This window comes from Amedibacterium intestinale (genome assembly GCF_010537335.1).
In the GTDB taxonomy this organism is placed as follows: Bacteria; Bacillota_I; Bacilli_A; order Erysipelotrichales; family Erysipelotrichaceae; genus Amedibacterium; species Amedibacterium intestinale.
Genome location: NZ_AP019711.1, coordinates 112,971 through 135,359 on the forward strand (window position 1 = coordinate 112,971; position 22,389 = coordinate 135,359).

Annotated in this window: 18 protein-coding genes; 6 read left to right on the forward strand and 12 right to left on the reverse strand. The window is 34.0% G+C overall.

What is annotated here, in order from left to right; translation table 11 throughout:
- Positions 1 to 151 precede the first annotated feature (151 nt).
- The 3 genes from A9CBEGH2_RS00485 to A9CBEGH2_RS12640 all read right to left on the reverse strand — a co-directional run bounded on the left by A9CBEGH2_RS00485 (position 152) and on the right by A9CBEGH2_RS12640 (position 2,298).
- The gene (locus A9CBEGH2_RS00485) at positions 152 to 310 is read right to left on the reverse strand and encodes a hypothetical protein (RefSeq protein WP_157964912.1); all 159 of its coding nucleotides are present in this window, start codon (positions 308 to 310) and stop codon (positions 152 to 154) included.
- Complete coding sequence (locus A9CBEGH2_RS00490; RefSeq protein WP_174766936.1) at positions 300 to 1,700, reverse strand: ISL3 family transposase; 1,401 nt, start codon at positions 1,698 to 1,700, stop codon at positions 300 to 302. The genes A9CBEGH2_RS00485 and A9CBEGH2_RS00490 overlap by 11 nt, the downstream gene beginning before the upstream one ends.
- A gap of 118 nt (positions 1,701 to 1,818) precedes the next feature.
- Positions 1,819 to 2,298, reverse strand: coding sequence for a DUF6431 domain-containing protein (locus tag A9CBEGH2_RS12640; RefSeq protein ID WP_353511641.1), 480 nt, complete (start codon positions 2,296 to 2,298; stop codon positions 1,819 to 1,821).
- A 307-nt stretch (positions 2,299 to 2,605) separates the two neighbouring features.
- Here A9CBEGH2_RS12640 and A9CBEGH2_RS00495 point away from each other — a divergent pair, with 307 nt between their 5' ends.
- Both A9CBEGH2_RS00495 and A9CBEGH2_RS00500 read left to right on the forward strand, forming a co-directional pair.
- The gene (locus tag A9CBEGH2_RS00495; protein ID WP_163104124.1) at positions 2,606 to 5,179 is read left to right on the forward strand and encodes an ABC transporter ATP-binding protein/permease; all 2,574 of its coding nucleotides are present in this window, start codon (positions 2,606 to 2,608) and stop codon (positions 5,177 to 5,179) included.
- A 111-nt stretch (positions 5,180 to 5,290) separates the two neighbouring features.
- Positions 5,291 to 7,627 (forward strand): P-loop NTPase family protein, encoded by a 2,337-nt coding sequence (locus tag A9CBEGH2_RS00500; RefSeq protein WP_163104125.1) that lies wholly within the window; start codon positions 5,291 to 5,293, stop codon positions 7,625 to 7,627.
- Between the two features lie 119 nt (positions 7,628 to 7,746).
- Here the strand turns inward: A9CBEGH2_RS00500 and A9CBEGH2_RS00505 are convergent, their stop codons facing one another.
- Entirely contained in the window at positions 7,747 to 7,932 is a 186-nt protein-coding gene (locus A9CBEGH2_RS00505) for a hypothetical protein (RefSeq protein WP_118277066.1), read from the reverse strand.
- Positions 7,933 to 8,226: 294 nt separating this feature from the next.
- Here A9CBEGH2_RS00505 and A9CBEGH2_RS00510 point away from each other — a divergent pair, with 294 nt between their 5' ends.
- From A9CBEGH2_RS00510 to A9CBEGH2_RS00520, 3 genes are all read left to right on the forward strand, one after another.
- Positions 8,227 to 9,234: an Abi family protein gene (locus A9CBEGH2_RS00510; RefSeq protein WP_118277065.1), complete on the forward strand. Its 1,008-nt coding sequence runs from the start codon at positions 8,227 to 8,229 to the stop codon at positions 9,232 to 9,234.
- Positions 9,235 to 9,442: 208 nt separating this feature from the next.
- Positions 9,443 to 10,768 carry an RsmF rRNA methyltransferase first C-terminal domain-containing protein gene (locus tag A9CBEGH2_RS00515; RefSeq protein WP_163104126.1) on the forward strand — a complete coding sequence of 442 codons (1,326 nt, stop codon included), beginning with the start codon at positions 9,443 to 9,445 and terminating at the stop codon, positions 10,766 to 10,768.
- 76 nt (positions 10,769 to 10,844) lie between these two features.
- Complete coding sequence (locus A9CBEGH2_RS00520; RefSeq protein WP_118277064.1) at positions 10,845 to 12,596, forward strand: ABC-F family ATP-binding cassette domain-containing protein; 1,752 nt, start codon at positions 10,845 to 10,847, stop codon at positions 12,594 to 12,596.
- 41 nt (positions 12,597 to 12,637) lie between these two features.
- Here the strand turns inward: A9CBEGH2_RS00520 and A9CBEGH2_RS00525 are convergent, their stop codons facing one another.
- The 5 genes from A9CBEGH2_RS00525 to A9CBEGH2_RS00545 form a co-directional block, all read right to left on the reverse strand.
- Entirely contained in the window at positions 12,638 to 13,054 is a 417-nt protein-coding gene (locus A9CBEGH2_RS00525) for a C-GCAxxG-C-C family (seleno)protein (protein ID WP_118277063.1), read from the reverse strand.
- A 23-nt stretch (positions 13,055 to 13,077) separates the two neighbouring features.
- Positions 13,078 to 13,746 carry a uracil-DNA glycosylase gene (locus A9CBEGH2_RS00530; protein ID WP_115715539.1) on the reverse strand — a complete coding sequence of 223 codons (669 nt, stop codon included), beginning with the start codon at positions 13,744 to 13,746 and terminating at the stop codon, positions 13,078 to 13,080.
- A gap of 92 nt (positions 13,747 to 13,838) precedes the next feature.
- Positions 13,839 to 15,137, reverse strand: coding sequence for a 2-hydroxyacyl-CoA dehydratase (locus A9CBEGH2_RS00535; protein WP_115715538.1), 1,299 nt, complete (start codon positions 15,135 to 15,137; stop codon positions 13,839 to 13,841).
- 2 nt (positions 15,138 to 15,139) lie between these two features.
- Entirely contained in the window at positions 15,140 to 18,070 is a 2,931-nt protein-coding gene (locus tag A9CBEGH2_RS00540; RefSeq protein ID WP_163104127.1) for an acyl-CoA dehydratase activase-related protein, read from the reverse strand.
- Between the two features lie 29 nt (positions 18,071 to 18,099).
- Positions 18,100 to 18,663, reverse strand: a complete 564-nt coding sequence (locus A9CBEGH2_RS00545) for a TetR/AcrR family transcriptional regulator (protein WP_118361661.1) — start codon at positions 18,661 to 18,663, stop codon at positions 18,100 to 18,102.
- A gap of 225 nt (positions 18,664 to 18,888) precedes the next feature.
- On the opposite strand from A9CBEGH2_RS00545, the gene A9CBEGH2_RS00550 reads away from it, so the two are divergent.
- On the forward strand, positions 18,889 to 19,767 hold the full coding sequence (locus A9CBEGH2_RS00550) for a YitT family protein (protein WP_332066353.1): 879 nt from the start codon (positions 18,889 to 18,891) through the stop codon (positions 19,765 to 19,767).
- 51 nt (positions 19,768 to 19,818) lie between these two features.
- Here the strand turns inward: A9CBEGH2_RS00550 and A9CBEGH2_RS00555 are convergent, their stop codons facing one another.
- The 3 genes from A9CBEGH2_RS00555 to A9CBEGH2_RS00565 all read right to left on the reverse strand — a co-directional run bounded on the left by A9CBEGH2_RS00555 (position 19,819) and on the right by A9CBEGH2_RS00565 (position 22,387).
- The gene (locus A9CBEGH2_RS00555) at positions 19,819 to 20,541 is read right to left on the reverse strand and encodes a LiaF transmembrane domain-containing protein (protein WP_118361659.1); all 723 of its coding nucleotides are present in this window, start codon (positions 20,539 to 20,541) and stop codon (positions 19,819 to 19,821) included.
- Between the two features lie 5 nt (positions 20,542 to 20,546).
- Entirely contained in the window at positions 20,547 to 20,999 is a 453-nt protein-coding gene (locus A9CBEGH2_RS00560) for a LytTR family DNA-binding domain-containing protein (protein WP_118277059.1), read from the reverse strand.
- Positions 21,000 to 21,151: 152 nt separating this feature from the next.
- The gene (locus A9CBEGH2_RS00565; protein ID WP_118277058.1) at positions 21,152 to 22,387 is read right to left on the reverse strand and encodes an MFS transporter; all 1,236 of its coding nucleotides are present in this window, start codon (positions 22,385 to 22,387) and stop codon (positions 21,152 to 21,154) included.
- Positions 22,388 to 22,389: the final 2 nt, after the last annotated feature.

Sequence of the window (22,389 nt, forward strand, 5' to 3'; positions counted from 1 at the left end):
AACTCTCTTCTTTTTGTGGCTTTGTAAAATTACGTGTGGTAAAACTAACAAAGGACAATAAAATAACTTGTGGGCATCAGTACCCCAAAGATGTTTATTGAAAACAAGATGTAAAGGATGAGAGAGCTGATCAGCTCTCTCGTTTTTAATATCAGAATGGAAGAATATTTTTGTTTTTTTCTTTTTCCAAAAGAAGTTTCAATCGTAGATTTTCTACTTCCAGCTCCAGCATCATAAGGCGCTGCTTTTTAATGTAAAGTTCTCTTTTGAGCCATCTTTCTTTACGTTGGTAATAAATTTTATTGTTCATTTTCATTTTCTCCTTCCTTAGGGTATAAGTGATAAGTGGTATCTTTATTCAGTACATAAAGCACTCTGTTTCGGAATCGTTTCCAATTGGTATATCCATTGGAATTGTGCTTGATACATTTGATCGTCCTGTTTCTGTTTTCTATGATCCCGCTGTTTATCTTTCTTCCATGTTCATTCGTGACGATAAAAGAATTTATTATTTCAGTCTTCCATCTGGTCATCGTATTCGCAAAGGATGATATTTCAGGTACTTTACAATCCCTGAAAGCACTGATCAGTTCATTGATATCTTTTCTTGCATTATCAAGATCACTGTTCTTATAGAAATATATCATCCTGTCTTTCAGATTCATGGCTTCTTCAAGTTCAGGGTTATACAAACACATATAATGCAGGATATCGTTATAGTTATAGTATCCCTGAAGTACTTTATTATATTTCTTTTCTCTATTTGGATCTGTATATGCAGGATCGTTTGTGAAGAGAAGCCAGTTGAATTTTTTATAAAGGTAATACTGTTTACGCATTCTTTCAGCTTTTTCTATCGAAGCTGCATCTGCATTTTTCAGATCCATGAGCTTATAGTTCTTTAACTGATTCATCGTACGCAGACGCACCTTGTCTACTCTTCTGTTCAGTTCCTGGATGAGATGGAATTTATCCGCAGCTATGGCGGCATTGGGGAACATCATCTTTGCGACGATCCTGTAGGTTTCCCATAAATCAATAGATACGGCCTTTACAGCACATCTTTCTTCTCGGGGAATGAAAGAAAAGTAATTGATGAGTTCGGACTTTTTCCTGCCTGGAAGAAGATCGATGACATTTTGGGAGTTGAAATCCAGAAGGACACATACATAGGAACTGTTTTCAGATTTGAAACTGTAGACTTCGTCGATATTCAGATATTCAGGAAGTTTTCTTCTGGATATCTGGACATGCCTGTCAAAGATGGACATGGCAGAAGTAGAGGATATATGATTTCTCTGTGCAACGCTTTTAAATGTATCGGCAGGGTTTTTCAGATCTCGAAGGACATTATATACGGTCAATAAAGAGATCTTCATTCCCTTGAAAGTAAAAGGATTGTCCTCATAGAAAGTCTTATTACATGCAGGGCAGATATAGCGTCTGGCCTGGTAATCGATATAGCAGGCTTCCGTATTCAGCATGGAATGTGTTATGCGTTTATGTACATAGCTTTTTACCTTGGAAGTGGGAAAGCCGCAGACAGGACATGAAGTAGTCTTTGGGGTAAGCTTGATCCTTACATGAACACCATCATCCTGATGATTTACCTGGAAAGAATCTATCTGTTCTTTCTGGAGATGAAAGAGATGAAGGATATAGTCGTCACTGATGGACGCAGAAGTAGTATCGTTTTTCATAAAAATCAAAAGAAAACATCAAGAACTGAAAATACAATGGATGTTTTCATCAACCTCCAGTCTATAATGATCATTACAGTGTCATTATGAAGGCAAAATGGAAGGCAGGAAAGGAATCCTATGTGGGAATGAAAAGAAAGCCGCGCAACTGAGCAAAATTTCTATGAAATCTATGAATATGAAAGACGAAAAAATCAGTAATTGAAGGGAAATAGGAAATATTCAGTAAAAAGGAATGATATCGATGAAAGATGGAGTAAAAGTAAACTGGATCAAGAAAAAGGTTAGAATGATCTTTATCAGTATCGTGATCGAGAATGATTTCTATTACATCAGAAGCCAGGAGTCTGGTGTAAGGAATTAAAGAAACAGGAAGGATGGCGTGAGTCTTGTGACAGTGAGGACAAATAATCCTGCATATCTTTAAGGTAATAATACCATTATGTGTAAGTAAAGATCTTTTATAATAAGCATGAAAATGAAATCCAAGATGAGAACAGCATGGACATGTGATGGAAGAAAGTTCGATCTTAGAAATATAGTCGTCATAAGATTTTTGAGATATGTACTTGAGAGAAAAGTTATTAAATGTTATCATAAAGATGCCTACTTTGGGTAAGTAAGAACCTAGGTCGCTAAACTTTGTGGTTCTTACTTTTTTTATATATTGATTTAAAGATATGATAACATAAATGATGATCGAAATAATGAGGAAATATCAGAAAAGGTACCCCAAAGATGATGAGAGCATGAAAAAAGCTGCAGTCACTAAGACCACAGCATAAAGTGTTGTCCTTTCAAACACCACGTAATTTTAGATTACCCTTTTTGTTATTTAGATTGTTAATAGATTATAAAAGTGATAAAATAAATCCCGTATTTTAGTATATAGAAAGAGGTATAGTATGCTGGAACTAAAGAACATAAAGAAAGATTATATCAGTGGAAATGAAACGGTACATGCCTTAAAAGGAATATCTTTATCGTTTCGTAAAAATGAATTTGTGTCCATCTTAGGACAAAGTGGCTGTGGAAAAACAACCATGTTAAACATTATTGGAGGACTTGATCATTATACAAGTGGAGATTTACTGATTGATCATCGTTCTACAAAAGATTTTAAAGATAAAGACTGGGACAGCTATCGCAATCATACGATAGGTTTTGTTTTTCAAAGTTATAACTTGATTCCACATCAAAGTGTTTTAGCAAATGTAGAACTTGCTTTAACATTATCTGGTGTCTCTCGCGATGAAAGAAGAAAAAGAGCGTTAGAAGCATTAGAAAAAGTGGGGTTAAAAGACCAGATTCATAAACGTCCTAACCAGATGAGTGGAGGGCAGATGCAGCGTGTTGCCATTGCTCGTGCTTTGGTAAATAATCCAGATATTTTACTGGCAGATGAGCCAACAGGTGCTTTGGATTCTGCGACAAGTGTTGCAATCATGGAAATCTTAAATGAGATTGCGAAAGAGAAACTGGTCATCATGGTTACACATAATCCAGAGCTTGCGCAAAAATATTCTACACGTATCATTCGTTTACTGGATGGGGAAGTTGTCGATGATAGTAATCCTTATACATTGGAAGAAGAAAAAACAAATGAAATCATGAAGCTAAAAAAGACATCGATGTCTTTTGTTACAGCTTTATCTTTAAGTTTAAATAATTTAATGACAAAAAAGGCTAGAACTTTTTTAACGGCATTTGCTGGAAGTATCGGTATTATTGGAATTGCGTTGATTTTATCTTTGTCAAATGGGGTACAAAGCTATATCAGTTCCGTAGAAAAAGAAACACTTTCCTCTTATCCAATTACCATTCAGGACAATTCGATGGATATGAGTGTCATGATGCAGACGATGATGGGAATGAATGCAGAAAGCAAGGAACATGCTGATGATAAAATATATTCAAAACAGATGATCAATGATATTATGGAAACAATGTCAGATCAAATGGATAAAAATAACCTGGCTGCATTTAAAGAGTATCTGGATAACGATTCTGCTTTCAAAGAACATACGAAAGCTATCGAGTATGGATATAATTTAAAATTGAATGTATTTAATGAACATGGGAAAAATGGTCTTGTTCAGGTGAGTCCTAATCAGGTAATGGAGAAACTGGGATTTGGCAATATGGCACAAATGCAGGAATCTTTTATGGGAGCACAGGCATCCAGTAATAATGAAGTTTGGAATAAGCTTCCAGAAAATAAAACATTAAGAGAAGAAGAGTATACTCTTTTAAAGGGAAATTGGCCAAAAAAATATCATGAAGTTGTTTTGGCAGTTGATGGTGATTCAGAAATTACAGATTATGCCCTATATTCTTTAGGACTATTAAATCAGGATGATTTATCAGATAATTTTGAAGCTTTGCAGAAAGGAAAAGAAATTAAAAAAGATGAGCAGGTATCCTATACCATCGATGAATTATTGGATATGGAGTTTAAACTTGTTTTAAATAGTGATTTATATAAGAATATGAATGGAATCTGGATCGATATGAGCGATGATGAAGCTTATGTTGAAAATGCTGTGAAAAATGGAGAAACCATGAAGGTTGTTGGAATCATTCAGCCAAAAGAAAAAGCTTTATCCAAAAGTGAAATGGGAGGCATTTACTATACAAATGCATTAGAAAAACATGTCGTAGAAGAAGTAGAAAAAAGTGATATTGTAAAAGAACAGAAAGAAAACAAAGACACCAATGTATTTACAGGTACACCTTTCTCTAAAAATGAAAAGTTTAGTTTATCTTCTTTAAGTGATGAGCAGAAAATGCAGATGGCAATGTTATCACAGGAAGATTTGGCTGCTTATATGTCTAGCTATAACGAAAATGTAAATGCAACCTATGAATCTAATTTGGAAAAACTTGGTGCTGTAGATATGAATTCTCCAAGTTACATTAATATTTATGCGAAAAGTTTTGATGACAAGGAAGCTGTCGCAGAGCTAATCAATACGTATAATGAAAAACAGGAAGCAGATGGCAAAGAAAGCAATGTTATCAGTTATAATGATATCGTTGGTACAATGATGGATTCTGTTACATCCATTATTGATATGATTAGTTATGTATTAATGGCTTTTGTAAGTGTATCATTAATTGTATCTAGTATCATGATTGGAATTATTACGTATATTTCTGTTTTGGAAAGAACAAAAGAAATTGGAATTTTGCGTGCAATCGGTGCCAGCAAAAAAGATATTTCTCGTGTATTTAACGCAGAAACCTTTATTATTGGTTTGATTTCCGGATTGATTGGAATTGGAATTACAGTAGCGTTAAATATTCCAATTAGTATGATCATAGAAGATATGAGCGGGGTAGCGAATGTTTCCAGTTTACCTGTTGCAGGTGGAATTGTTTTAGTTCTTATTTCTTTGGTATTAACGATTATTGCAGGATTGATACCATCTCGTATCGCATCGAAAAAAGATCCGGTAGAAGCTTTGCGCAGTGAGTAAAAGAAAGAATGAGCGATAGGTTTTATATCTATTGCTTTTTTCTTACATTTTTTATATAGGCATTGACGGTTTTGAGTAATTTTGATAGTTTAAAAGAAAAGGAGGGACACTATGCTGAAAATAGAACATGTTTGTGCAGAACCATATTTTCATGATATTAGTTTTACATTGGAAGATTGTGGAATAATAAGTATAAGTTCCTCTGACAGTGAAAGTGAAAAATTACTTGCAGATATTTTTTGTGGTATACAAAGCATACAAAAAGGCAAGTTTCAAATTGATGATTTTTCAGTTTGTAAAGAAACCCTTTTAGAATACAGAAAACACTATGTTTCTTCTCTGGTATCGGATTTTCAAATAATAAAAAATAAATGTGTGAAAGATGTTGTTTGTATGCATTTATCTTATGAAGAACAGGCATATTATGAAATCATGAATTTATGGGATTTATATACGATTGAAAAAGAAACTATGCAGGATCTTTCCTTTGAACAGTGTTTTCGTGTTTTGCTGGCACGCTGTATGTTGAAAGAAAGCAAGGTGTTAGTTTTTTATCCAGATAGTACACCTTTATCCTTAAAAGAAAGAGAATATGTGTATGAGTTATTACAAAAATGCAGTGAATATATGCTGGTAATTATTATAGGAGATAAAAAAGCATCTTATTATGCAGATCGCAGTATTGAATTTCATGATGGATATTTAGAAAGTGATGATCAAGGTATAATTTTGAAGAATAAAAAACAGATAAAACAGGGTAAAGTAAAACCTTACAGTTATCCTTCTTTTTTATCTTATCGATATCGTTATCGTTTTGTTTATCGTGCTTTACGTGTAGTTATGATTTTGATACTAGGATGTTTCAGTCTGTTCTTTTTATGTACAAATTTAAATGTTGTGGATATGCAGATGAAAATATTAGAAAAACATGGACAACAGCATTTTTTAATTGAAAAACATGTACAGGATTTCCTAGGAAATATATACCCAAGACAATATATGCAATTTCAAGATAAGGATATAAAAGAACTTGAAAAGAATATAAAAGGAAATGTAATGGTTTCTTATGCTCCTGTTGATTTTTATATGGCAAACGCCTACTTAAATGGTATTTATACAACAAATAATGTACCATTTGTATCTACAATGGGAGTTTATGAAGCAGAGAATATGGAAGATACAGGGATAAAACTAGTTTCTGGGTATTATCCAAAGGAGTATAATGAAGCAGCACTAACCTTGGATGCTGCACGCTATCTTATAAATGAGCAGGGTACATCTTTTGAAAATTATCTTGGAAAAGTTTTTTACTGGTATGGCATTCCTTTGCGAATAAGTGGAATTGTAGAAGAGATTTCTTATGAGCATGCAAAGGAAAAACAAATGCCTTATATGAATGATACATACCTGTTTGTAAAGAAAGGTTTTATCCAGCATCACCCTTTATCCAATATGCAAAGTTTTCCATTAAGCAGCAAGCGCATGTTAATAAACAATCGTTCCTATGAAATAAATCGTTTCTCTGAAAATCCGCATTATTTATATTATACAAATGGGAGTATGGTGTTAAATTCATTAGATACACTTAAAGAAAATGAAGTTGTACTGGATTTTCAAAGTGCTGTATTATTAGGCTTTCCATATCAGAGAATATTTTTTGATGAAAATAAAACATATGAAGAAAAGATATGGGAATATTTGGTTTATATAGAACAGTGGATAAATCAAAGTGTTCGTGTACAGGCATATACCATTTCTACGAATCCAGATGCCAGTGCATTTTTTCAAAAAGATTTTATTATCAAGGGATTTTTATTGCCAGATGACGATGAAATAGAACAGGGGTATATTGATGATAATGCCACTATTTACATGAAACAAAGTGTATTAGAACCTTATGTACAAAGTGGGGCAGGTATACAAAATGTTATGTATTATGGAAAGAAAGATCAGCTGGAAAGTACGTTACATTTCTTATATACAAACGATACGTATGATGCTGTATTGCCAAGTGATGATGTATTTCGTTTACTAGTACTTGATATACAAGATTTAAGTATATTTCTATTAGGTAGCAGTGTCTGTTTGCTGTTATTATATGGGATTGTTATGATGTGGCTGTTAAAAAGAACAATGAAGCATATGAAGGAAGAAATGAGTATATGGTATGCATATGGAAACAGCCGGAAAAGCATACAAAAGGAATACGAGAAAACATTTTTAAAATATATCAAAAAAGATGTATGGACAGGGTTATGTGTATCTTTGTTTTTCTCTTTTATATATCTGATACTTCTGGTTTGGAAACTAGAAGCGATGCCACAGCAGTTTTTGTATTTAGGGATGATTTTACTTGTGAGTATAAGTATTTATTTTTTGAAAAAAGGGGTACTTCTTTATGTTTTACATAAGGAAGCGGTGTTACCGGACTGGTATGCGAATGATTGAAAATATGATAAAATAACAAAGTTAGTATGAGATTAATCAGAATAAAAATATAGAAATTGATTGACTGAAAATCGTAAAAAAGGGTAAATTTTCCTCTTGCCCCCAAAAAGCAGGTGTTGTTAAACAGGGATTGTCTTAGCGTTTTGTTGGATAAAATCTTTTAAATCTTCAATCGTAAGTCCAATGCTTAATAATTGCCCAATGTCTGATTTTAGATTGCTTTTAAGATATTTTTTCCTTTGTTCTGTCAGTGTTTCGATATCGACCAAGTTGCTTGGATTCCATGTTTCTCCTGTAAGAAGCATGTGATTACTGCTACCAGTATCTTTCTGGCTATGGCTATATATGCCTGTCTCTTTCCTCTGTGTTTTGACAACTTATTAAACTTGTTGGCGTAGTAAGTATGCTCTTTATCCTTTAGCGCTGCATGCGCAATTTCAACCAGACAAGGTTTAAGATAAATTCCTGATCGAGAAATTTTAACGGACTTCTTCTTGTTTCTACTTTATCGGTGAATAGTAACTTTTATCATTTTTTTGTCTTTTTATAATATTTATGTATGGCTATAACCATGGTATAATTTCTGCAGGTGATATTCAATGAAAAAAACATATAAATCTGTTGATGAACAAATTGAATACTTAAAAGATAATAAAAAGATAATTGTAAAAAATGAACATAAACAGATTTTTGAAGAGAGAAGTTATTCTTCATTAATTAATCCTTATAAGGAGTTCTTTTCTAATGGTAGAGACGAGAAAGGGAATCATATTTATATAAATGAAATTGATTTTGAAGAGATTCTTAAAATTGTGAAAGTGGATGACAACTTTTGTACTGCTATGTATTCCTATATTGGTTCTTTTGAAAAGAAGTTTAAAACAGTTTTGTTTTCAGAAATCTGCAGCAAATATGTTAATAGTGAGAATGAAGATAAATATTGTACCTCTTATATAGAAGAAATTGATCGTTTTTTGGAAAGTGGTAATTTTGATGATTTGCCTAGATTTTGTGCGAATTATCCCTTCATTTTAACCAAGAATGGATATGTAGAAGATCAATATAATCTTGATTGTAAAAAAGATTTGTTAATTCATTTGAAAGAGATTGGAACAGGTATTTCTCGTGATGGAGGTACAATTGAAAAGTCAAATCAATTGATTAGCCATTATTTGAAAACTCAAGTAATTGCACCTCTGTGGGTATTACCAAATTCTTTAACTTTGGGAGAACTTAAAATCTTATTTTCAATGTTAGATAGTAATTCTCAAAAGAAAATTATTTCAAAGTTTTATGATATTGAAGACTATGGAAAGATTTCGCTAGCAAAGATTTTGAATTTTTCTGGAGCACTTGAAATTATTCGCCGTATTCGTAATGTAGTAAATCACTATGAACCAATATTTCCGTTGCTTGTATCTGAACTAAAACCAATGAAGAAAGTTAAAGAATCACAAATTTATGCAGTGTTTAAATTGTTATCCAATACTTTTGCATCTTCTTCATTTAATCATGTTACCTATGTTGATTTAAAATTAAAAGTAAATGATTTCAACTTGAAATACATTAAGATTTTTGAAGTAATGCAAGAATTTACACAGAAATAAAAATAAAAAGCAGACCATTGCTGATCCGCTAGTTTGAGAACCAAGTTCTCCTTCGTCACTATTATTATATGCTATTTTTTTAATAAATCAACAAAAATTTTTCAGTTAGAAATTAAATATTAAATAGAAATAAAAAAGACTTCGTCAAAGGCAATTATTCAATACTATGTATGCCTTGGAGCGAAGTGGAAAGGAATGGTTGGTTATTATGAAAGAATTGTTTTTAAAAAGAATGGAAGAGTATTTAAAGGAAGAATATCCGAAATATTTGGAAACATTGGAAGAAGATGCTTATCGTGGTCTTCGTGTTAATACATCAAAAATTAGTGTAGAAGAGTTTTTAAAGCTGGGAGTATGTTCTCTTAGGCCATCTTCGATATGCCCACAGTCTTTTTATCTTCCAAAGGAAGTAGAAGGATTAGGAAATCATCCGGCACACTTAGCTGGTTTGTTTTACATGCAGGAGCCTAGTGCATCCAGTGCAGTGGAAGTTTTAGGTGTAGAAGAGGGAGACTGGGTACTTGATATGTGTGCTGCACCTGGTGGGAAAAGCACACAGATTGCCGCAAAGTTAAATCATAGCGGTTTTCTTGTTAGTAATGAAATTGAGCCAAAACGTGCAATGGCTTTATTAAGCAATATGGAGCGTTTAGGATTTAGTGAATGTATGATTACCAATGCTCATCCAAAAGATTTGGAAAAAGAAATGCATGGCTGGTTTGATAAAGTGCTGGTAGATGCGCCTTGCAGCGGGGAAGGGATGTTTAAAAAACACAGCAAAGCAATGGAAGACTGGAGCGTAGAACATGTAGAAGCCTGTGCACAAAGACAGCTTCATATATTAGATAGTGCATATGAAACATTAAAAGAAGGCGGGATTCTGGTTTATTCCACATGCACCTATTCGATGGAGGAAAATGAACATGTCGTATATGAATTTTTGAAGAAGTATGCAGATATGGAGCTCATTGATAGTGGAGTTTCGTTTGGAAGATGTGGATTTGCGTATAAAGATCTGGAAGTAGAAAAAGTAAGAAGAATTTTTCCAATGGATGAAGGAGAAGGACATTTTGTGGCAAAATTTAAAAAGAATGGATCTTCCTCTTATGATCGAAGAAAAGAAGTTACTTCAAAAATTGATCCTTGTGCTGCATCTTTTTTGAAACAGCAGTTAACACTTCTTCCTTCCTATACGCTGCAAATTCAGGATAAAGTATATGCAAAGAATACCCCTTTTATAAAACTTAAAAATATTCATATTCTTCGCCAGGGTATTTTATGTGGGAATATTGTGAAAAATCGTTTTGAACCTCATCAGCATTTTTATAGTGCACAAGTACATCAGGGATGTTTTGTGCAGATTTATGATATGAATGAGGAAGAAACACAAAGGTATTTAAAGGGAAATTTACTTCCTGTAACAGGTTATAAAGGATATACAGCTCTTACATGGAAACATCATCCAATCGCTTTTGCGAAAGGGGATGGAAGTGTGTTAAAAAATAAGTATCCAAAAGGAATGAGACTTCGTTAAACAGCAGGATTCTGCTGTTTTGTTTTTATGTTTCATGTGATAAAATGAATAGCGTATAAAGACAAGGAGTGATGGTATGCTTTTGTCTGCAGAACATCTGACAAAACATCAAAATATAAAATGTATCGTAAAAGATGTAAGTTTTGCGATTGAAGATAAAGATAAGATAGCTTTGGTTGGCGTAAATGGAACTGGAAAAACAACTTTGCTTCGAATGATTGCAGGTGAGGAAAAATATGAAGAAGGTACGATGATAAGAAAAAATGGACTTCGTATTTCTTATTTGGCACAAGATCCTGTATTTAAGGAAGAGGATACGATTCTTCATCAGATATTATCTATGGATAAAGAAATAAAGGAATTTGAAGCAAAAGCCATCTTAGGAAAGCTTGGAATTTATAACGTAGATGAAAAAGTAGCACATTTAAGTGGAGGACAAAGAAAAAGAGTAGCTCTTGCCAGAGCTTTGTTGAAACCATGTGATTTACTGCTTTTGGATGAGCCTACCAACCATTTAGATAACCAGATGATTGAATGGCTGGAAAACTATTTACAAAGATTTAGTAAAGCTGTATTTATGGTAACGCATGATCGTTATTTTTTAGAAAGGGTATGTACAAAAATCATAGAAATTGATCGGACTTGTCTGTACACGTATGAGGCAAACTATTCTGAGTTTTTAGAGGCGAAAGAACAAAGAAAAGAAATGATGATGGTGCAGGATAGAAAACGTGCAAATCTTCTTAGAAAAGAGCTGGAATGGATGAGAGCCGGCGTACAGGCACGAGGAACAAAAAGCAGAGATCGAATTGAAAGATTTCATAAATTAAATGAGATAGAAGATTATAAAGAAAGCAGCAGCGTAAAACTGGATACACTAACTTCTCGATTAGGGAAAAAGACAATGGAATGGGAACATTTATCAAAAGCTTATAAAGATAAAGTCTTGTTTCATGATTTTTCCTACCATTTACAGCGAAATGATCGTATAGGAATTCTTGGGGTAAATGGGTGTGGTAAAAGCACTTTAATGCGTATCCTTGCGAAGGAAGAAATGCCGGATAGTGGAATCGTTGAACATGGAGAAACGGTTCGTATTGCATTTTTTAAACAAGGCTGTGAAGAGATGGATTTCTCGAAAACTGTTTTAGATTATATTAAAGATACCAGCAATGAAATTAAAACCATGGAAGGAAGCTTTAGCGCATCACAGATGCTGGAGAGATTTTTGTTTGATAAAAAAATGCAGTATACACCTATTGGAAGATTATCTGGTGGTGAAAGAAGACGTTTGTATTTGTTGAAAGTATTGATATCTGCACCAAATATCTTATTTCTTGATGAACCTACGAATGATTTAGATATTGAAACTTTACAGATTTTAGAAGATTACCTAGATAATTTTAATGGTGCTATTATTACGGTTTCACATGATCGTTATTTCTTGGATCGTATATGCGATAAGATGTTTGTTTTTGAAGGAAATGGTGTTATTCGTCAGTATACAGGAGGATATAGTGCTTTAAAGCTAGAACAATCTTATAGTAAGGAAAAAACGGAAAAAGAAAAAACTGTCCGTCAAAGTATTCCTAAAATGAGCACAAAAGAAAAACAGGAATTAGAAAGCATGGATCAAAAAATGGATGATATTCAAAACAAGATTCAATCCTTAGATGAGGAAATGGCTTTGGCAGGGGATGACTTTAAAAAGATCCAGCAGTTAAGCGATACACGAATGAATTTAGAAAATGAACTGGAAAAATTAATGGAGCGATGGGAAGAACTAAGTGAGAAAAAACAGATGATCGAAGATATGAAGAATAAATAGAAAAGGCATTTTTCTGCTTGTCATAGCAGAAAATGCCTTTTTTAACTTCTTTGTTTTTGTGCCTCATCCCATTCTTGAATAACTTGTTCTAAAACTTCAGCACTTATTGCCACAGTATTTTCACACTTTGTTTCTTTTGTGTGGAAAACAGGTTTTATTTGTGAACATAGACGAGAACCCATACGTTCTTGGAATGCAGATACAAGTTTTTGTGTAATTTCACGCATATCTTTATAATCATGTGCCTTGGTTTCTACATAACGGGAAGAAATCACACAGGCAGCTCCGGATAATGCTCCGCATATATCTCCAACCTGAAAACCTCCTCCAAATGCAGCCGCCATAATCATATCTTTTTCATGTAAACCTAAATGGTAATATTCATTTCCAGCCTGCAGAATACTTTCTGCACAGTTATAGCCATTTCTATAATATTTTACTGCAACATCTTTTAACATCTATTTTTCTCCTTTATCTTTCTTTAGTGTATCTGCCAGTCGATGAGTGGCAAATTGTGTTCTTTTAAAAACTGATTTGTTTTAGAAAAATGACGACATCCAAAAAATCCATAATCTGCGGAAAAAGGACTTGGATGGGAGCATTTTAAAATCAGGTGCTGAGGATTGCTTATCAAAGCAGCTTTGTTTTGCGCATGTTTCCCCCACAATAAAAATACGATGGGTTCTTCTCTGTTGTTTAATAAAGAAATGATTCTATCTGTTAATATCTCCCATCCTTTATTTGCATGCGAGTTTGCCTGTCCTTTTCGTACAGTTAAAACTGTATTCAGAAGCAATACCCCCTGTTTTGTCCATTGCGTAAGTTCTCCATGATCTGGAATCGTACAGCCTATATCTCTGTGCAATTCCAAAAAAATGTTTTGTAAGGATGGAGGAGGAGCAACTCCTTTTTTTACAGAGAAACATAGTCCATGAGCCTGATTAGGTCCATGATATGGATCTTGTCCTAAAATAACAGCGTGTACTTTTTCATATGGGGTGTATTTTAATGCGTTAAAGATATCATACATATCTGGATAAATTGTTTGTGTTTTATATTCATTTGCCAGAAATATACGAAGTTTTTGGTAGTATTCTTTCTGAAATTCATCTTTTAATAAGACATCCCAGCTGTTTCCTATATGTACCATAGCATTCCTTCTTTCCATCTGTATTTATTTTACAATAAATTGTATAAAATAAAAACAGTAAATAGACGATGTATTTACTGTTAATAATATGCTTAATCGCATGCATAGGCAGTTTGTTTTGCGATAGCTTTATTTGTTTCTTCCTGTTTTTCCTTTAGGAAAGTTTCATTTAATCTGGCATTGCTTAGCATTAGTTTTAAGCGGTTTTCCTGATTGACTTTCGTTGCGCTTGGATCATAATCTACAGCAACGATATTGGAATACGGGTATTTGTTTTTTAGCTTTCTCGCCATACCTTTTGCCACGATATGATTTGGCAAGCATCCAAATGGCTGACAGCAGACAATATTGTTTACACCATTTTTAATTAGGGTAACCATTTCACTTGTTAAAAGCCATCCTTCACCCATTTTTACACCGCGATCAATCATACCTTCGCTGTTTTCAATGACTTCCTGAAAACTGTCAGGTACATGGAAGATACCCTGCTGTTCAATTAGTTTGTTTCCTTTTTTCTGCAGGTTTTGAATATATGCTGATGCAAGGGAAACGATCGTATGTGATTTTTTATTGCGATTATAATATTCATAATCAATTTTTGCATTCTCCAGGCAGTATAGACCAAAATCAAGAACTCCGGAAACGACTGGTTCACAGCCTTCATGAATCAGGAATTCTTCTAAATCATTGTTTCCAAGAGGTGCATATTTCATATAGATTTCACCAACGATACCTACACGAATTTTCTTTTTTCCGCTTCTTGGAAGAGAAGCAAAATCTTCTAACATTTCTTTATAGTTTTTTTGAAGTCTTAAAAAAGATAAAGAATCAAATTCACGTGTAATTGTTTCTATCCAGGTTGTCACAAGGGCATCACTGGACCCTTTTTCCAGTTCATATGGCTTACATTGATTTTTTAACCACATTAGCATATCTCCGTATAAAAAGCCATATAATAAACGTAGAAGCATACTAGGAGTTAGTTTAAATCCACTGTTTTTTTCCAGTTTAGAGAAGTTTACAGAGATAACAGGAACATGGGCAAAACCTGCCTGTACAAGCGCTTTTCGAAGAAGGTGAATATAGTTGGAAGCACGACAGCCTCCTCCTGTTTGGGTAATTGCCAGAGCAACATGATCAGTATCGTATTTTCCACTCTTTAAGGCATCGATCATCTGTCCAATGACTAATAGGGCAGGATAACAAGTATCGTTGTGTACATTTTTTAATCCTTCATCAATAATGCTTTGTCCTTTTGTTTCTAATAGTTCAACATTATAACCTTCTTTATGAAAGATATTTTGCAGGAACTGAAAATGAATAGGCAGCATCATAGGTACAAGAATCTTATGTGTTTTTTTCATTTCTTTTGTAAATTCTACACGTTGCATAGTTATCCCTCTCTTTCTTCCATTGCGGCCTGTAAAGAACGACAGCGAATTTTTACAGCCCCTAAATTGTCAACTTCATCGATTTTTATCTGTGTATATAATTTGTTGTGTGAGCGAAGAATGTCTTTTACCTCATCTGTAGTAATCGCATCAATTCCACATCCAAAACTTACCAATTGAATCATTTCCATATTTTTTTGTGAACAGACAAATTGTGCAGCATTATACATGCGAGCATGGAATGTCCATTGGTTTAAAACATGGATGCTTGGTCTTTGCGGCTGTTTAGGAATACAGTCTTCACTAAGAACAACAAATCCTAAGTTGTTTAATAAACGATGAATTCCATGGTTGATTTGTGGATCCACATGGTATGGTCGTCCAGCCAGTACGATGCATTTACGTTGATGTTCTTTTGCGAATGCGATTGCTTCCTGTCCTTTTTTGTAAATCTGGTTTTTAAAGTTTTCATATTCTTCGTAAGCATGTTTGCTTGCCGCAAGAATTTCATCTTCATCAATTTTTATATTGTGAGCATGAAACACTTCTTTCATCTGTTTTATTAGAACAGCAGGATCTTCTAAATATATATATGGATATAAGAATGTTATATCTTCTAAATTCATATTTCCTTCTATAACTTCTGGATAATAGGCAACAACTGGACAATTAAAATGATTGTCGCTCATTTCTTCTTTTACGTTATATGTCATGCATGGGTAAAAGATCGTCTGCATACCTTTATCTATTAAAGATTGAATATGACCATGTACCAGTTTTGCCGGATAACAAACGGTATCACTTGGAATGGTATGCTGTCCTTTCGCATATAAAGCCTTTGTAGAATGATCACTTAATACAACTTCAAATCCAAGGTTTGTAAAGAAACTATGCCAGAAAGGTAAAGTATCATACATATTTAAAACAAGAGGAATTCCGATTTTGCCACGTTTTCCCGGAATACTTTTTAGATTGCGTAAACGTTCATATTTATCATCATATAAATTAGGAAGTTTTTCCTTGTTTACCTTACCGCTAACTGGACGCTCACATTTATTTCCGGCAATATGACGGCTTCCATCATCAAAGGTATTTACGGTTAAGTTACAGTGATTTGTACATAAACCACAGTTTATTGCTTTGGAAGTATGGGCAAAGGCTTGCAATTGCTGTTTTGTTAAAATAGAAGAAGATGTTTTGTTTTTATGTTTTGCGATAAGAGCAGCTCCATATGCTCCCATTAAATGTGCAATACCAGGTCGAATAACATTTCTTCCAAGTTCCATTTCAAAGCTTCTTAAAACTGTATCATTTAGAAAGGTTCCTCCCTGCACAACGATTTCTTTGCCAATCTCATCTGCATTTTTGGCACGAATTACTTTATATAATGCGTTTTTCACAACACTAATGCATAGTCCAGCTGAAATATCTTCAATACTTGCCCCATTTTTCTGTGCCTGTTTTACAGATGAATTCATAAATACGGTACATCTTGTACCTAAATCAACAGGATGTTTTGCGTTTAGTCCCATTTTCGCAAATTCTTTTACATCATATTCCATGCTTTTAGCGAAAGTTTCAATAAAACTTCCACATCCACTGGAACATGCTTCATTTAATAAAATATCATCAATGGAATTATCTTTGATACGGAAACACTTCATATCCTGTCCGCCAATATCAATGATAAAATCTACATTTGGATTAAAATGCTTGGCAGCTGTATAATGGGCGATGGTTTCTACAATTCCAACATCGAGATGAAAAGCGTGTTTCATTAATTCTTCCCCATAACCGGTAACCGCACTGTGAACGATATGAATACGATCTTCCATCAAATCATAAATTTTCAAGAGTTCCTTTTTGATGACGTCAATGGGATTTCCCTGATTGCTGGCATAACTTTCATATAAGATGTTATCGTGTTCATCAATAAGCGCAAGTTTTGTCGTTGTACTTCCAGAATCGATTCCTAAATAGGCATTTCCTTGATACGTATGAATATCACTTCGTGCAACTTTTGCATTTCCATGACGCTTTATAAATTCTTCATACTCTTTTTCATCTTTGAATAAAGGAGCTAATCCATCTGTTTTTACTTCGATATTTGCCATCTGCTCCATTTTATGTAAAGCTTCCTCATACGTATAGGTTTTTGTTTCTCCGCTTGCATAAACAGCACTGCCAAGGGCTACAAAGTAAGGAGCCAAAGCAGGGAAGTTTGCTTCTTCTTCACTTAAATGCAAGGTTTCTTTAAAGCGATTCTGCAATCCTTTTAAGAAGTGAAGCGGTCCTCCAAGAAACAAGACATTTCCTTCTATGTTTCTTCCCTGGGCAAGTCCTGCAATACTTTGATCGACAACAGCTTGAAATATACTGGCAGCTAAGTTGCTTTTTTCTACTCCCTGATTGATGAGGGGCTGCACATCACTTTTCGCAAATACTCCACATCGAGAAGCAATCGGATACAATGTTGTATATTGCAGGGAAAGCTTATCCATCGTTTCCAGATCTACATTTAATAAGGAAGCCATCTGGTCAATGAAAGCACCTGTACCACCTGCACAGGTAGAATTCATTCTTTCTTCTAAAGCCCCTTTTAAGAAAATGATTTTCGCATCCTCTCCTCCAAGCTCTACAACAACATCGGTTCTTGGATAATACTGGCGTACTGCCTGTGCGGTTGCGAAAACTTCCTGTACAAAAGGAAACTGCGCATCGTTTGCGATTCCAAGTCCTGCACTTCCTGTAATTGCCAAAGCAATATCATGTCCTTTTAAATAAGGTTCTAGTTCTTTTAGTTTCGCAACACTCATTTCTCTTACTTTTGATTTATGACGTTCATAACTTTTGTATATAATTTCGTCTACATCATTCAGCAAGACAGCTTTTAAAGTAGTAGAACCTACATCAATTCCTAGTTTATATGTCATATATATCTCTCTTTTCTTTTTGTATAATGCTATGCGTAACAAATAATTTTTGTTAACTCAGGAAGAATATTTTCAATTGTATCTGGATGCTGGTAAAACAAAGCGTTATAACATACAGTATTTGTTATTTCTAATAACAAAAGCACTCTTTTTAATGTTTGTTCTATATCCTCATTCTCTTTTTTAAACAAGGAAAGAAACTCAGAAAGAGAAGGCAGATACGAAAAAATCTGATTTCGCCTTTCTTTTGTTTTTATTAAGCATGAGGCATGATTGTGTACCATTTTTAAGATTTGTGGCTGCTGCTTGTAAAAATCTGCAAGCTTTTCTACAAATACAAGTTTCCAGGATCGCTTCTCATCCAGCGAAATTTGATGAGATTCCTGTAAAATCTCATTTAACATGGTTCCATACTTCTTACAAAGAATAATAAAAATCAGTTCATTTTTATCCTTATAATATGTATAAAACGTCCCCTTGGCTACCTGTGCATATTTCACAATATCATTTACACTGGTATCTTCAATACCATATTTTGAAAAAAGTGCGATGGCAGAGTGCAAGATTCTGCTTTGTTTACTTAATTCTTCCATGATGTCACATCCTTATACCATAGTAAGTTTACTCCTTTTGTGACCACCGGTCAATATATGGATTTTGTTATTTTTATGAATATTCTATATATGAAAAATTGAAATCGTTTACTTTATATTTTGATGAAAGTCAGCAGGAAATGGGTGTTTTTCATTTCTAGAAAATAGAAAATGTGTTTGAGAATATGGTATAATATAAAAGTTTTATAAAGGGGGATTTTATTGATGAAACAATTGAAAATGAAACAAGAAATTAGACAGTATTTTTGGGTCATTACAGGAGGAATCCTGTTTGCGGCAGCTGTTAATTTATTTATTGTACCCCTGGATTTGTATAGTTGTGGAGTTGTTGGGATTGCACAGGTCTTACGAACGATTTTGGTTGACTATATGCATATTCCATTCCCACATCAAATCGATATTGCAGGTATCTTAAATTTTTTGATCAATATTCCTTTATTTGTTCTGGCCTATCGAAGTATTTCTCATTCCTTTTTTGTAAAAACACTGGTAAATGTCATAGTTCAAACGGCAGCATTAACATTTATCATGGTTCCCAATACTCCTATCATTGAAGATGTGCTTACATCCTGTGTCGTAGCGGGAGTCATTGGCGGATTTGGTATCGGGATGGTTTTGCGCAGTTCTGGAAGTGGCGGTGGACTTGATATACTCGGTGTTTATATGACAAAAAAAAGTGAAAAGTTTTCTGTTGGAAAACTTTCTTTAATAATCAATGTGATCGTATATTTGTTTTGTGCAGTTTTATTTAATGTGCAAACGGCAGTTTACTCAATTATCTTTATGCTTTCTTTTTCTTTGATGCTTGATAAAATGCATTTTCAAAACATCAATATGACCGCAATGATCTTTACAAAAAATAAAGAAATACAAAAAGTTATCATGAAAGAAATGGGAAGAGGGGTAACGTATTGGAAAGGTGCAGGCGCTTATACAAATACAGATACTTATATATTGTTGACGGTAATCAATAAATATGAAGAAGATCAAATCAGAAGAATTGTGGAAGCTCAAGATCCGCATGCTTTTGTTATTTTAAGTGAAGGAATGCGTGTGAGCGGTAACTTTGAGAGAAGATTATAGATATAAGAAAAGGATTCCATGCGATCCTCTAGTGGAAAGCAGGAATCCTTTTTAGATATAATGAATATCTAATCCTGATGTTGTAAGACTGCCATGCAAGGTAACCGTAGCTTCAATAATGGTGGTTTCATTAGAGAAAAGCTCATCTTCATTGCAGCCAGACATAGACTGATTAAAATTTTTTTCTATTTTCCATGTTTTTGGGAAAAATAATTCGACACTGGATAATTCAATATCCAGATAAATATCGGCATGATTTCCCTGTATGTTTGCCTGATCAAAATAGATTTTCATAGAACCTAAGCGACATCGTATATCTGCTCCTTTAAAGTCATCGGTATGGATATAGCGGGTACTTGAATTAAGATTTGTATGCATCTTATAAAATCCATCATTAGATTGTTCATATTGCATATTGGTGTTTCCATATAAACTTTCTGCTTTCTTGCTGCAGTTTTTATAGATGTTTTTTTTAGGACGATATACCATACTAATACCAATGCTGATCAATAAAGTTGTCGCAAGAAGTGTCCATGGGGTAATGGCTTGTATACCTAAAGGTTTTGCGTAAATGATTGCCAGAAAGGCAAGGGAAAACAAGGTTCCAAATACATTTTTATGGAGAATGCTCTGGATTGTTGTTGCGACAAAGAAAATTGTAAAGAATAAACTCCATGCACTGATTTCTATAGGGATAAGATTTAATTTGCTGACGATAATTAATATACCGCTGAGGATAAAAAAGAATCCCCAGAACCATCTTTGTTTTTTCATATAATTTACCTCTTTTCTTCTAACCTGCTTTTTAGCGGTTTATAATAATATCTTGAAACATAGACTTGTTTATGTGTGTTTTGAAACTGTACACTGCAATTGGAAGGTAACGATCGTGTTAGGGAATAAATACGCTTTATGTTTAAAATCGTAGATTTTGATACCCGCATGAAATAGCCGGGAAGTATTTCTTCCAGTTCATATAAGCGATATTTAATGGTATACATCTGATCGATTGTATGCGCAAGGATTTCTTTCCCATCCGTTTCAAAAAATAAAATGTCTTCCAGTGGCAGATAATACGAGCGATCACCTTGATAAAATACGATTGTCTGCTGGTATTTTGATAGATCATACAGTGTCTTTTGAATATCCAAAACCTTTTGGTTTAAGGAGTTCGCACGTATAATGATTTCTCCTTCCTGCAATTGCTCATCAAGTTCAATTTTGATTTTCATAACGACTCCTTTCCCATGGCTATATCTAATCATATTTAAAACAGAATGTAAATTGCTTATACGCAAGTGGTAAAAAATACAGGGTAAGTGGTAAAAAACAGGAAGGGAAATGAAAAGAAAAAGAGAAAAAGCGATTGCCTTTTCCCATAAATTTATCTTGTTTGTTTAGATGATGAGATGTAGAAAGGAATAGCAGCAAGCTGGGCAAATACGGAAACAAAAATCATAGCATAGATGTTTACATCGTATAAAACACCTAACAGCCAGCTTCCTAAAAACCAGAAGATACCAAAGCTGCATTCAAAAATTCCATAACCGCTGGCACGACTTGTTTTAGGAACCATATTGGTAACAGCGGCTTTTAAAATAGATTCCTGTGCTCCCATGCCGATGCCCCATAACGCAATGCCAAACAAAAGGGAAGAAGTGGAATGGAAAGCAAAGATAAAAATAGCAAATGGTGCAGAAATCAAGGTGGATAATACTAAAATCTTTGTTCCTTTTTTATCGTATAAATAACCAAAGACAAGAGCTGCCACAGCATCTATGATCATGGCACCTGCATACAGCAATGGCAATGTTCCACTGTTTACAAGGGAAGTGGTTTCTGCTAGACCACTGGCAAGACTTCCAAATGTTTTTGATACATGCATAATAATGATAGAGTAATCAATAAATCCAAATGCAAACAAACTGATGCCTGCAATATAAAAGATGAATTCTTTCTTCATTTTGAAAGGAATATATTCTTTTGGCTCTGGTTCGAAATGTTCTGGGTTTGGAAATTTGTGTTTGGTAAAAAACAGCAAAAGAATGGTAAGAAATCCAGGAATCGCAAGAATCGCAAAACAGGTAGCATATTTTTCAAAAACAGTGCCTGTAGTTTTAAATAACATAACTAAGTACAATAATACCGGTCCTAAGAAAGCGCCAATTTGATCAAGTAATTCCTGAATACCAAAACTTTTTCCAGAACCTTCCTGTGATGCCGCAAAAGACATGATGGTATCTTTGGCTGGTTTTTTAATGGCTTTTCCCATTCTTTGAATAACAAGTAAAATAGAAGCCATGATCCACCCATGTTCCCCAACAAGTGCCAAAGCTGGTACCGCAAGAATATCCAATAGATATCCAAGAATGGTCATTGGCCAGTATTTTTTGGTTTTATCAGTAATTTTTCCAAAAATATAACGCATGGAATAACCAATAAGTTCACCGAAACCGGATATAAAACCAATCATGCCGGCAGATGCCCCAAGCAAAGAAAGATAGGCTCCGCGAATACTGGATGCACCTTCATGTGTCATATCAGAAAATAAGCTGACAATTCCAAACAGCAAAATAAACAGCATTGCTTTTGATAAGTGCGATGTTTTCTTTTCTTTCATGG

Excerpts from the sequence above, each read along its gene's own strand:
- A9CBEGH2_RS00485 (WP_157964912.1), bottom strand. The coding sequence starts at position 310 with ATGAACAATAAAATTTATTACCAACGTAAAGAAAGATGGCTCAAAAGA.
- A9CBEGH2_RS00490 (WP_174766936.1), bottom strand. The coding sequence starts at position 1,700 with ATGAAAAACGATACTACTTCTGCGTCCATCAGTGACGACTATATCCTT.
- A9CBEGH2_RS12640 (WP_353511641.1), bottom strand. The coding sequence starts at position 2,298 with ATGATAACATTTAATAACTTTTCTCTCAAGTACATATCTCAAAAATCT.
- A9CBEGH2_RS00495 (WP_163104124.1), top strand. The coding sequence starts at position 2,606 with ATGCTGGAACTAAAGAACATAAAGAAAGATTATATCAGTGGAAATGAA.
- A9CBEGH2_RS00500 (WP_163104125.1), top strand. The coding sequence starts at position 5,291 with ATGCTGAAAATAGAACATGTTTGTGCAGAACCATATTTTCATGATATT.
- A9CBEGH2_RS00505 (WP_118277066.1), bottom strand. The coding sequence starts at position 7,932 with ATGCTTCTTACAGGAGAAACATGGAATCCAAGCAACTTGGTCGATATC.
- A9CBEGH2_RS00510 (WP_118277065.1), top strand. The coding sequence starts at position 8,227 with ATGAAAAAAACATATAAATCTGTTGATGAACAAATTGAATACTTAAAA.
- A9CBEGH2_RS00515 (WP_163104126.1), top strand. The coding sequence starts at position 9,443 with ATGAAAGAATTGTTTTTAAAAAGAATGGAAGAGTATTTAAAGGAAGAA.
- A9CBEGH2_RS00520 (WP_118277064.1), top strand. The coding sequence starts at position 10,845 with ATGCTTTTGTCTGCAGAACATCTGACAAAACATCAAAATATAAAATGT.
- A9CBEGH2_RS00525 (WP_118277063.1), bottom strand. The coding sequence starts at position 13,054 with ATGTTAAAAGATGTTGCAGTAAAATATTATAGAAATGGCTATAACTGT.
- A9CBEGH2_RS00530 (WP_115715539.1), bottom strand. The coding sequence starts at position 13,746 with ATGGTACATATAGGAAACAGCTGGGATGTCTTATTAAAAGATGAATTT.
- A9CBEGH2_RS00535 (WP_115715538.1), bottom strand. The coding sequence starts at position 15,137 with ATGCAACGTGTAGAATTTACAAAAGAAATGAAAAAAACACATAAGATT.
- A9CBEGH2_RS00540 (WP_163104127.1), bottom strand. The coding sequence starts at position 18,070 with ATGACATATAAACTAGGAATTGATGTAGGTTCTACTACTTTAAAAGCT.
- A9CBEGH2_RS00545 (WP_118361661.1), bottom strand. The coding sequence starts at position 18,663 with ATGGAAGAATTAAGTAAACAAAGCAGAATCTTGCACTCTGCCATCGCA.
- A9CBEGH2_RS00550 (WP_332066353.1), top strand. The coding sequence starts at position 18,889 with ATGAAACAATTGAAAATGAAACAAGAAATTAGACAGTATTTTTGGGTC.
- A9CBEGH2_RS00555 (WP_118361659.1), bottom strand. The coding sequence starts at position 20,541 with ATGAAAAAACAAAGATGGTTCTGGGGATTCTTTTTTATCCTCAGCGGT.
- A9CBEGH2_RS00560 (WP_118277059.1), bottom strand. The coding sequence starts at position 20,999 with ATGAAAATCAAAATTGAACTTGATGAGCAATTGCAGGAAGGAGAAATC.
- A9CBEGH2_RS00565 (WP_118277058.1), bottom strand. The coding sequence starts at position 22,387 with ATGAAAGAAAAGAAAACATCGCACTTATCAAAAGCAATGCTGTTTATT.